This window comes from Brevundimonas pishanensis (genome assembly GCF_022750635.1).
GTDB classification, from domain to species: domain Bacteria; phylum Pseudomonadota; class Alphaproteobacteria; order Caulobacterales; family Caulobacteraceae; genus Brevundimonas; species Brevundimonas pishanensis.
In genome coordinates, this window is record NZ_JAJKBG010000002.1 from 502268 (window position 1) to 512957 (window position 10690).

Sequence of the window (10690 nt, forward strand, 5' to 3'; positions counted from 1 at the left end):
TCAATCTTCGTTCAGGTTCGTTCACCTAAGCCATATCTCGACAACGGAACGGAGACCACGCGGTCACCCTTCCCCGAGGGAGCTGTGAATTACATGATTGCCAAGATCGCGAAACCCGCTGCATTTGCTCTGGCCGGGATGGCCTGCGCCATTATGGCGATGCCGCAATCCGCAGCGGCCCAGTCCTATGGCTATCCGTCCTATTCCCAGAACTCGGGCTTTTACGACCCGTGTATGCGGGACCAACGCGAGCGTCAGGCTTCGTCCGGTCTGCTGGGCGCTGCCATCGGTGCCATCGCGGGATCGCAAATGGCATCGCGCGGTCGCCGCACCGAAGGTAGCCTGCTTGGCGGCGTATTGGGCGCTGCGGTGGGTGCGGGCGTAGGTCGCAGCACCGCGGCCTGTACGCCGAGATACGACACCGTTCCGACCTATCCGGTAGGTTATGACGCGCCGCCCCCGCCGCCAGCGCCAGTTTACGACCGTCGTTACGACGACCGTTACGACGACTACCGATATCCGCAAGATTACGACCAAGGCTACGCCAAGCCTGCCCCCTCGCGCGACGAGTGCCAGTTGGCGCAGAGCGAAATCCGCCTGCCTGATGGTCGTATAGAAACCCGTTACGTCCGCACCTGCCGCGACGAGAACGGCCGCTATCGCGTCGTCGACTAACTTCAGCCCCCCTGTCATCGACGACGTGAAAAGGCCCGCCAGAGCAATCTGGCGGGCCTTTAATCTTTAGGGGCGTTTGATAGCCCAGAGCAGGAACTCGCGGTTGCCGTCTCCGCCCTCAATGGGGCTGTCGGCGACATCCTGAACAGCCCAGCCTTCGCTTTCCAGCCAGTCACGGACCTTTGTCACGGCGGCGTCGTGGGCGTTGGCATCTTTGACGATGCCTTTCTTACCGATGGCGCTGGGGCTATCGGCCTCGAACTGGGGCTTAACCAGCGTCATAAGGTGGGCACCGTCTGCCGCCAGCGAAAGCGGCACAGGCAGCACCTTTAACAAGCTGATGAAGCTGGCGTCGCAGACGATCAGCGCGGGCGCTTTGGTGATCTCGGCGATCGTCAGTTCGCGGGCATCGGTCTTTTCAAGGTTCACGACGCGGGCGTCATCGGCGACGCGCGGATGCATCTGCCCCTGCCCCACATCGACGGCAAACACCTTAGCGGCACCGCGATCCAGGCAAACCTCGGTAAAGCCGCCCGTCGAAGCCCCGACATCCATCGCCACCTTGCCCGCAACATCCAGCGGCCAAAGTTCAAAAGCGCGCTCCAGTTTGAGCGCGCCCCGCCCGACCCAGCGGTGGGCGTCGGCATATTGGATATTCGCGTCCTCGAGCACCTTGAGCGAAGCGGCCTTGGCCACTTCGCCGTCCACGGAGACATTGCCCGCCTCAATGGCCGCCTTGGCCTTGGACCGGCTTTCAGCCAGCCCAAGGGTCACAAGATGTTGGTCGAGCCGGATACGGCTCACGCCATCGCTTCCAGACGGGTCAGAGCGGCAACCATCTTGGCCTTGCCGGCTTCGGCATCAGCCAGCTTCTGGCGCTGTTCCTCAACGACTTCCGGCGCAGCGCGCGAGACGAAGTTCGGGTTGCCCAGCTTCTTGTTGTAGTGGCCGATGTCGCTGTCGAACGCGGCGATTTCCTTGTTCAGGCGAGCCTTTTCGGCACCCAGATCGATGAAATCAGCCAGCGACAGAGCCACGGTCGAACCGCCCGACACGCAGGTCACAGCACCGGCAGGCGCGGCATCCAGCAGCGAGACTTCCGACACACGGGCCAGTTGCAGGATCAGCGGACGGTGACGCTCGACCAGAACCTTGATCGCGTCCTCGGCACCCACGAACGACAGCGGCGGCTTGGCCGACGGCGGCACATTCATTTCAGCACGCAGAGCGCGGATTTCACCGATCAGGTCAACCAGCCAGCCGATTTCGGCCTCGGCAGCAGCATCAACAAACGAGTCCGGCAGTTGCGGCCACGAAGCGCCGATCAACAGGGTTTCGCGTGCCGGACCGGTCTTGCCCAGTTCAGCCCACAGTTCCTCGGTGATGAACGGCATCACCGGGTGCAGTAGCTTCAGCGTCTCGTCCAGAACCCATGCGGTCATGGCGCGGGTCTCGGCCTTGGCGGCTTCGTCCGAACCATTGAAGACCGGCTTGGCCAGTTCCAGATACCAGTCGCAGAAGACGTTCCAAATGTAGCGATACAGGGCACCAGCCGCGTCATCGAAACGACCGCCGAGGATCGCTTCCGACACGACGCGCTCGGCCTTGGCCAGTTCGCCACGGATCCAGCGGTTGATGGTCTGCTCGACGGTTGACGGATCGAAACCTTCAACGCGAGCGCATTCGTTCATCTGGCTAAAGCGTGCGGCGTTCCACAGCTTCGTGCCGAAATTACGATAACCTTCAATGCGTTGCTTCGACAACTTAATGTCGCGCGTGCCCGACAGGATCGCCATGGTGAAGCGCAGCGGGTCAGCACCCAACTCGTCGACGATCTCCAGCGGATCGATGACATTGCCCTTGGACTTCGACATCTTCTGGCCCTTCTCGTCGCGGACGAGGCCATTGATGATGACGCGCTTGAACGGGGCATCGCCCATGAAGTGCTTGCCCATCATCATCATGCGGGCAACCCAGAAGAAGATGATGTCGGCGGCGGTGACGAGGTCCGACGTCGGATAGAAACGGGCCAGATCGTCGGTCTTTTCCGGCCAGCCCATGGTCGAGAACGGCCACAGAGCCGACGAGAACCACGTATCGAGCACGTCTTCTTCGCGGGTCAGTTCGACACCTGCACCGTGCTTGGTTTCGGCCTCGGCGCGGGCTTCCTCTTCGGTCTCGGCGACGAAGATTTCGCCATCCGGACCGTACCAAGCCGGAATCTGGTGGCCCCACCACAGCTGGCGCGAGACGCACCACGGCTCGATGTTGTTCAGCCACTCGAAATAGACCTTCTCGTACGACTTCGGCTCGAAGACGGTTTCGCCGTCCTGAACAGCCTTGAGCGCAGGCTGAGCCAGCGTCTTGGCATCAACCCACCACTGGTCGGTCAGCCACGGCTCGATGACCGCGCCCGAACGGTCGCCGTGCGGGACCTGATGCTTGGTTTTTTCAATTTCCTTGAGCCAGCCGTCTTCTTCCGCCTTGGCGATGATAGCCTTGCGGGCCACGAAGCGGTCCATGCCGACGTATTCAGCCGGAATTTCCGGCACTTCATCAGCGATGATGCGGGCCAGCGAGTCCATGACGTTCAGCGACGGCAGACCGGCACGCTTGCCGACCTGGAAGTCGTTGAAATCGTGCGCAGGTGTGATCTTCACCGCGCCCGAACCCTTTTCCGGATCGGCGTATTCGTCAGCCACGATCGGCACGCGACGGCCCGTAATCCGCAGGACGACTTCCTTGCCAACCAGACCTGCGTAACGCTCGTCCTTCGGGTGGACGGCCACGCCGGTATCACCCAGCATGGTTTCCGGACGCGTGGTGGCGACCACGATGTAATCGCGGGTTTCAAACTCGGTCGGCTTGCCTTCTTCGTCGAAAGCGACCGGATGTTGGTAAGTCACGCCGTCGGCCAGCGGATAGGCGAAGTGCCAGTAGGCGCCGTCGACTTCCTTCTGCTCGACCTCGAGATCCGAGATGGCAGTCTGGAAATGCGGGTCCCAGTTCACCAGACGCTTGGCGCGGTAGATCAGGCCTTCTTTGTACAGCTGCACGAAGACCTTGCGGACGGCCTCGTTCAGACCCTCATCCAGCGTAAAGCGTTCACGCGACCAGTCAGCCGACGCGCCCAGACGGCGCAGCTGGCGAATGATGGTGCCGCCCGATTCAGCCTTCCAGTCCCAAATCTTTTCGACGAAGGCTTCACGGCCCATCTCGCGACGGCCCGGCAGGCCATCAGCGGCCAGCTTGCGCTCGACGACCATCTGGGTCGCAATACCGGCGTGGTCGGTACCCGGCAGCCACAGGACGGCCTTGCCGGTCATGCGGTGATAGCGCGCCAGAATGTCCTGAAGCGTGTTGTTCAGGGCGTGGCCGATGTGCAGGCTGCCCGTCACGTTCGGCGGCGGAATGACGATCGAATAGGCCTCGGCAGCGCCGTCGGTCTTGGGTGAAAACAGTCCGCTTTCTTCCCACTGTGCATACAGGCGGGGCTCGGCGGCCTTCGGTTCGAACGTCTTCTCAAGCATGGTCATGTCTTTGTCTCTAGCGCGTCAGACGCGCCGAGGGTGATAAATAACAACAGAAAAAGGCGGCCCCGCCGGAGCCGCCCCCTTCATCTAATGTCTGGCGAAGCCGAGGGCTAGCTCGCACTGCGTGCGATACGCTCTACTTCCTTACGAACTTCACGTTCAACGATGGACGGCAGGTTGGCATCCAACCACGATTTCAGCATCGGGCGCAGCATGTCACGCACCATGCCTTCTACGGTGTTGCCGCTCTCGAACGGCATGTCGTGAGCCGCCGGTGCAGCGGACGGACGACCAACAGCAGCCAGACCGGCAAAAGCGTTCGCGGCTTCGGCAGCGGTCGTGTCGCTGACGAGCGCATCGTCCGAAATGGACGGGAAATCTTCTACGACCGGCGCTTCCGGCTCCGGCTCATAGACAGGCGCGCTGACATCGAGGTCACCGATGACCTCGGCGGCAGGCGCTTCGTACGGCTCTGTCAGTTCCAGAACCTCGTCCTCCGGTTCGGCAACGAAGGCGGCGACTTCCGGTTCCGGCTCTACAACCGGCACATCCTCAACGGCCTCAGCGGTCTCGGCCGGGGCATCGTCTTCCGAGATAATCCGGCGAATAGACGCCAGAATCTCTTCCATCGTCGGTTCCTGAGCGGTTTGGTCGGTCATAACGAGCCTTGGGATATGGCGGGTGCCAGAAATCGAATGTAGCGCGATCAGAAACCATAAGTTTTAAAAAAACGGGAATCTGTACGCACGTAACAGTAGATTTGCCTTCGTCGCACCAACCCCCGTCAGAATCAACGACCGTTTTTCCCTTTTTGGGGGACCCGGGCATAGAAAAAGGGCGGGATTGCCCCCGTCCCTTCCGACTTAGTTTTGCGGTGCCGTCCGGACTACTTCGCCTTTGAGCTGGCGATCCACCGGAGCGTCCTCGTAATCGGCGGTCGGGGTGATGCGCGGAGAGCCGATCGCATCGATCGCCTCGACCACACCATCCCACGGCAGGGCACCGCGGTTGCGCACGGCGCGATAGTTATCGCCGGCGTCATAGACTTCGAGGGTCGGATCCAGAGCCGGCCCCGTCAGGTTACCCATGGCGGCCAGAAGTTGAGCCTGAGCGACGTAGTAGTTGCGACGCGCGGACGCCAGCGTCACCTGCGCGCTACGCAGTTCGAGTTCCTGGTTTAGGACGTCCAGGGTGGTACGCAGACCGACCTGAGCTTCCTGACGCACACCCTCGGCAGCAACCGAAGCAGCACGGACTGCCTGTTCGCCAGCTTGCAGCGACGAGCGGGCCGAAATCGACTGGGCATAGGCCGAGCTGACCGCTTGCAGAACGTTACGGCGCTCGCCCTCGATATTGATCTGGGCGGCGTTGGCACGTTCAAGCGACTGGGCGACGCGCGACTGGTTCAAGCCACCCGTGAACAACGGCACAGAAATGCTGGCCCCTGCGGTGAAGTTGGTGTTGTCGGTCAGGTCCACATTAGTGAACTCCGACGACGTGCCACCATACGACGCGGTCAGGCGGGCCGACGGACGGTATTCGGCGCGAGCCGCTGCGACATTGGCCTCTGCGGCCTGCAGGGCATGTTGGGCAGCCAGCAGGTTCGGGTTGTTCTCAAGACCGACGTCCAGCGCAGCATCGAAGTCCGAGGGAACGTTCGGCAGGGCCGGAAGCTCTTCCAGATTGCTAGGTGACTGACCCACAACGGTGGCATAGCTGGCACGCGAAACCGACAGTTGGGCCTGAGCCTGAGCCAGATCCGATTCCGACTGGGCCAGACGGGCTTCCGACTGGGCCACATCGGTACGGGTGATTTCGCCCACTTCGAAACGGGCGTTCGACTCATCCAGCTGACGACGCAGAACGACGAGGTTCTCCTCGCGGACACGAAGGATTTCCATGTCACGAATTACGTCGGCATAGGCCTGAATGACCGACAGCATCACCGACTGCTCGACACCGCGCAGGTTTTCGCGACCCGACAGGATGTTCGCATCGGCCGCCGCGATGGCGTTGCTGGTCCGGCCGCCCGACCACAGGGTCTGGGACAGTTGAACGGTCGCCGAGAGAGAATCGGATTCGCGCGTACCGCCCGTGACCGTAGTCGAGCCCGGGATGGTGCCCGTTGCGTCAGCGATCCCGTCACCGTTCAGGTCGATAGGAAGAACTGTGGGCGGAACAGTTGTCGAAACACGCTCGGTGGTGCTGCGCTGATAGTTGGGGCCACCCGAAACAGAGATGTTCGGACGCAAGCCCGCACGCGCCTGAACCGTGGTCTCGTCCAGGGCGCGCTGGTTTGCGCGCTGGGCCAGCAGGGTTGGGTTTGTGCGGTAAGCCAGGTTCACGGCATCGCGCAGCGACTCGGCCATGGCAGGACCTGACAGCCCACCTACGATCAGAGAAATGACTGCTGCCGAAGCCAAAACGCGCGAGCGATTCAACATAAAACCTGTTCCTGACTGCCCTCTAGTGAGGGTCCAACATCGTTCTTGTGACTGGCGTAGATGATCGTAACCTTTCATCTGCGCCAGTTAAGATTTTTTCACGCAGGCAAGGCTGTGGTCCGTCGCCCGTCACGAATTTAATTCGTTAGAGGGCAAAGGCCGGTTGTTCGACCAGTTCGGACAGGAGATCCGGAGCCGCGTCGAACAGCTCGCGACGCGAGACGCCTTCCTTACCCTTGACGTAAACGACCGCCTTGCCTGCCGGTCCAGAACGTTCAACGACTACCAGACGGCCACGTTCCGCCAGTGCAGCGATCCATGCGTCCTGACGGCCGGGGACAGCAGCTTCCGAAACGATGACGTCATAGCCTTCGCCATGCGGCTTGCTCAGCGGGGCGACTACGGTCTCGACGCCGTAGTCAGCCAGGGCCTCACCCGTTACCGCGAACACTTCGGCGTCCGAATCTTGCACCGTCACCTTCAGACCCATGCGAGCCAGAACGGCCGCAGCGTACGGACCTGCAATGACGAGGGCCTTTTCGCCCGCCTGAACTTCGGCACCTTCGAGCAGCTTGCCCATATCGCGGGGCAGCATCAGGCGGCGACCAGCGGTCACTTCCGGCATGACGTCGGCATATGCGGAGAAGGCGCGCTCCGGCGACACGAAACGCTCACGCTCGACGCTGCCCATTGCAGCGTGCAGTTCACGATTCGTGACGTCATTTACGCGGACTTGGCTGTCCACCATGACCTTGCGAGCGGCGGCGAAATCCATGTTTCGGTGTCCTTGAAGGCGACTAAGGCAAAAAATCTGCCGCGCTTATAAGACTCTACGTTGCGAACCGCAAACTAATCAGGTAGTCACCCCTTCCTCGCAGCAGCGCAGTGCCCCTCGGGGCGACGGCCTGATGGCGGAGTGGTGACGCAGAGGACTGCAAATCCTTGCACCCGGGTTCGATTCCCGGTCAGGCCTCCACTGCTGCAGAGCAAAAAAGTGAGCCGCCCTTCGGGGCGGCTTTCTTTTTATTCCTACCCCCCCTGACGAAAGATTCGCGCCGCGCCGAGACTGTGTGCTGACGCTCCCTGCGCGTCCGCCGCTCTTGACATTGATGTTAAAATGTGCAATCTTTCGGCCATCGATTGCGTCGGTGGGTTTGTCTCGTGCAGCCCAAACGAATCGACACCCCGAAAATCTGACATTTGAAATCAGACACGGCCACATGCCGTGTGGGGCTGGCCTACGGCCGCTCGACTTTTCCGAACGTCGCGAGACTGTGCGGTATCCCTTGATGGAAAGGCGTCATCGTTTGCACGCCCAGTAAGGGACGACCGCTGACCAATAGGCTTGGCAGCGGTCGCCCTTAGCTTTTTTCCGGCACGTCGTGCCTGCGTAAAACAATCCAGCAGCGTCGGATGACGCCGCCTTCCCAAGATGGAACTTCAAAAATGGAAGAGACGATTCACCCTACGTCCGAGCCCTCGGTTAGCCCCATGGGCTTTCCGGCATCTGCCGGACGTGATCTGCCGTTCAATAACCTGGTCGCCTTCTTGGGCGACAGCATAACCTCTTCGGGCATCAACAATGATGCCAGCAATCTGCGTGACACGGCTCGCGGGATGGGCTTTTGGATCCCTACCCTCACGCGTCAGGCATTCCAGACCCGTCAGGACCTCAACTTCGGCGTGTCGGGCGACAACACCGCTGGCGCGCTGGCTCGCATTCAATCGGTGATCGACTGCGGTGCCGGAACCTGCGTGGTCCTGATCGGCACCAATGACATCGGCGGCAGCATCAGTGCCACAAAAGCGAATCTGTCGGCTATCTATAGCGCCCTGACGGATGCCGGCATTTTGACGATCGCCATGACGATCTTGCCGCGCACGGCTGTTGGCACGTCTGCCTATGGCTGGCTCAACACGATCAACCAGTGGATCCGCAAGCAAGAAAACAACTTCCCCTGCCTGCGCGTCGTCGATGCATCTCAACCCTTTGGCGATCCGTATTCACTGACGATGTCGCCCCTTCCCGGCTTCACTTATGACGGGCTGCACCCAATGGGGATCGGTGCCCGATATGCGGCCCAGCCGGTGGCAGACCTTCTTCTGACATTGCGCAAGCCGCAAAGCCGCCAGTTACAGACCATTACCGACCACTATTGGCCGACGACGAATGAAGGCGGCTATCTCAACCAGAACCCCGCGCTTTCGGGTACAGGCGGATCGGTTAGCGGCGGCGTGACCGGCCAGTTGGCGGACCACTGGAGCATCACGACATCCCAAGGCGGCGGTGACCTGTCAGCGCTGAGTATCGCCGCCAGCAAAATTACCCATCCCGCCACCGGAATGGCGGCCCAGCGCATTACATACTCGGGCAATGTCACGGGCGGCTGGCAGACCGTCATCGTCATGAATGATTACGGTCTCCAATATCAGGAACACCTCAAGGCGGGCGACAAGGTCGAGTTCATCGTCGAACTGGACATACCTGCGGGCCTTCCCGCGGTGTCAGGCGTCGTGCCCTTTTTCGCGATCGATCAGGCATCGACGCTGAAGTCGGCCTACGGCGGCTCGGTGTCTGTTTCAGACGATTGGACCAACTCTGGCTTCAGAGGTGTAATCAAGACGCCAGCGCTCACGCTGACCCACGCGCTGGCTCCCGGCGAAAACGCCCGTTGCGACATCTGGATCTACTTCAAGAATGTCCCGCACACCGGCGTCTCAGGCACAATCGACATCCTGAGCGCGGCTGTACGCAAGGTCGTCTAAAATCCCCGAACATCCCGAAGCGCCGCTTCGGGATGTTTTTTCAGGCCCTCAGGGAGGCCGTCGTTATCTGATGCAGCGCGATGCCGCTGGTGACTGCGACATTGAGGGAATCAAAGCCGCCCGCCATTTGGATTCCTATAGGCGTGCATTGGTCGATGACTTCCTGCGGCAGACCTGGCCCCTCGGTTCCCAGCAGCAACGCCACGCGCGCGGTTGGGCGATAATGGGCTAACTGCTGTTCAGCAGAGGGCGTAAGGGCCAGTACCTCATACCCCCTAGCCTGCAACGCCGTGACGATCTGGGAAGCGCTTCCTGTGCGAACCATGGGCGTGCGTAGCGCCGCCCCAACCGAAACGCGGATAGCCTTTCTATAGAAGGGATCACAGCAGGCCGAATCCATCAGCACCCCACGTGCGCCAAACGCTGCGGCGTTGCGCAAGATGCCACCCATGTTGTCGTGGTTCCCGATCCCGCTAGCCACGACCAAAGACACGCGCGGCTCGGCCTCAATCTGATCCAGAAACCCGTCCAGCCCCAAAGGCTGAGGCTTACGCCCCAACGCGAGAATTCCGCGATGCAGGTGAAAGCCGGCAATTTGGTCCAAAACTTCCTGAGTCGCCAAGAACACCGGCACCTCCTCCGGCAAGCGACTCAATAGAGGCTCGAGACCTTCCCATCGCTTTTGCGCAATCAGGACGGACACCGGTTCGCATAAGCTGGCCGAAGAGAGCAGAACGTTCAGCACCACCTCGCCCTCGGCGATAAACAGCCCGGCTCGCCCCGTCAGATCCCGCTCTTTAATGTCCCGAAAGGGCTGGACGGCGGGATGGTCGGCGCTGGTGATGGTAATTGGCGTCATGGCCACCAATCTAGCCTATCAGATGCGTGAAGCCGCGAACGAAAATTCTTGCCGTTTTCTGCATTTTAGCTGTTGCAAAACCCGAAACCTCGCTGCTATACGCCCCTCTCCCTCGGGGCAGTGTTCCGCGGTAGCTCAGCGGTAGAGCAGCCGACTGTTAATCGGCTGGTCGTAGGTTCGATCCCTACCCGCGGAGCCAGCCCCGAGAGGATTTTACGAAATGCGCCCGCTGTGGCGCATTTTTCGTATCTGCCCCTTTCCTCGCTCCAGCGATCAAAGATTTTTCTCTTTTAGATCAAGTCTTAGCTTGCGAGAATCAAAATAGGGCTGCTATACGCACCTCACCGAGAGGCGCTGGTCCGCGGTAGCTCAGCGGTAGAGCAGCCGACTGTTAATCGGCTGGTCGTAGGTTC

The 10690-nt window shown here is 60.8% G+C and carries 8 protein-coding genes and 2 tRNA genes; 4 read left to right on the forward strand and 6 right to left on the reverse strand.

Annotated elements, in window-relative coordinates; genetic code table 11:
- Positions 1–93: 93 nt before the first annotated feature.
- Positions 94–675, forward strand: coding sequence for a glycine zipper 2TM domain-containing protein (locus tag LOX95_RS06255; RefSeq protein WP_242913597.1), 582 nt, complete (start codon positions 94–96; stop codon positions 673–675).
- A gap of 66 nt (positions 676–741) precedes the next feature.
- Here LOX95_RS06255 and LOX95_RS06260 read toward each other — a convergent pair whose 3' ends face one another.
- From LOX95_RS06260 to LOX95_RS06280, 5 genes are all read right to left on the reverse strand, one after another.
- Positions 742–1479, reverse strand: a complete 738-nt coding sequence (locus LOX95_RS06260; protein WP_242913598.1) for a TlyA family RNA methyltransferase — start codon at positions 1477–1479, stop codon at positions 742–744.
- Positions 1476–4205 carry a valine--tRNA ligase gene (locus LOX95_RS06265; RefSeq protein WP_242913622.1) on the reverse strand — a complete coding sequence of 910 codons (2730 nt, stop codon included), beginning with the start codon at positions 4203–4205 and terminating at the stop codon, positions 1476–1478. Before LOX95_RS06265 ends, LOX95_RS06260 begins: the two co-directional genes overlap by 4 nt.
- Before the next feature lie 113 nt (positions 4206–4318).
- Positions 4319–4867, reverse strand: a complete 549-nt coding sequence (locus LOX95_RS06270; RefSeq protein ID WP_242913599.1) for a DUF2497 domain-containing protein — start codon at positions 4865–4867, stop codon at positions 4319–4321.
- Positions 4868–5071: 204 nt separating this feature from the next.
- Positions 5072–6652 carry a TolC family outer membrane protein gene (locus LOX95_RS06275; protein WP_242913600.1) on the reverse strand — a complete coding sequence of 527 codons (1581 nt, stop codon included), beginning with the start codon at positions 6650–6652 and terminating at the stop codon, positions 5072–5074.
- Between the two features lie 145 nt (positions 6653–6797).
- Entirely contained in the window at positions 6798–7427 is a 630-nt protein-coding gene (locus LOX95_RS06280; RefSeq protein ID WP_242913601.1) for a protein-L-isoaspartate O-methyltransferase family protein, read from the reverse strand.
- Positions 7428–7554: 127 nt separating this feature from the next.
- On the opposite strand from LOX95_RS06280, the gene LOX95_RS06285 reads away from it, so the two are divergent.
- Both LOX95_RS06285 and LOX95_RS06290 read left to right on the forward strand, forming a co-directional pair.
- A tRNA-Cys gene (locus LOX95_RS06285) sits at positions 7555–7628 on the forward strand.
- A 470-nt stretch (positions 7629–8098) separates the two neighbouring features.
- Positions 8099–9418: an SGNH/GDSL hydrolase family protein gene (locus tag LOX95_RS06290; protein WP_242913602.1), complete on the forward strand. Its 1320-nt coding sequence runs from the start codon at positions 8099–8101 to the stop codon at positions 9416–9418.
- Between the two features lie 40 nt (positions 9419–9458).
- Here the strand turns inward: LOX95_RS06290 and LOX95_RS06295 are convergent, their stop codons facing one another.
- Complete coding sequence (locus tag LOX95_RS06295; RefSeq protein ID WP_242913603.1) at positions 9459–10277, reverse strand: TrmH family RNA methyltransferase; 819 nt, start codon at positions 10275–10277, stop codon at positions 9459–9461.
- Positions 10278–10401: 124 nt separating this feature from the next.
- Between LOX95_RS06295 and LOX95_RS06300 the strand changes: the two genes are divergently transcribed.
- Positions 10402–10476: transfer RNA gene (locus LOX95_RS06300), tRNA-Asn, on the forward strand.
- Positions 10477–10690: the final 214 nt, after the last annotated feature.

Bases quoted from the DNA above. Each gene is read 5' to 3' on its own strand.
- LOX95_RS06255 (WP_242913597.1), top strand. From the start codon at position 94: ATGATTGCCAAGATCGCGAAACCCGCTGCATTTGCTCTGGCCGGGATG.
- LOX95_RS06295 (WP_242913603.1), bottom strand. From the start codon at position 10,277: ATGACGCCAATTACCATCACCAGCGCCGACCATCCCGCCGTCCAGCCC.
- LOX95_RS06275 (WP_242913600.1), bottom strand. From the start codon at position 6,652: ATGTTGAATCGCTCGCGCGTTTTGGCTTCGGCAGCAGTCATTTCTCTG.
- LOX95_RS06270 (WP_242913599.1), bottom strand. From the start codon at position 4,867: ATGACCGACCAAACCGCTCAGGAACCGACGATGGAAGAGATTCTGGCG.
- LOX95_RS06265 (WP_242913622.1), bottom strand. From the start codon at position 4,205: ATGCTTGAGAAGACGTTCGAACCGAAGGCCGCCGAGCCCCGCCTGTAT.
- LOX95_RS06290 (WP_242913602.1), top strand. From the start codon at position 8,099: ATGGAAGAGACGATTCACCCTACGTCCGAGCCCTCGGTTAGCCCCATG.
- LOX95_RS06280 (WP_242913601.1), bottom strand. From the start codon at position 7,427: ATGGATTTCGCCGCCGCTCGCAAGGTCATGGTGGACAGCCAAGTCCGC.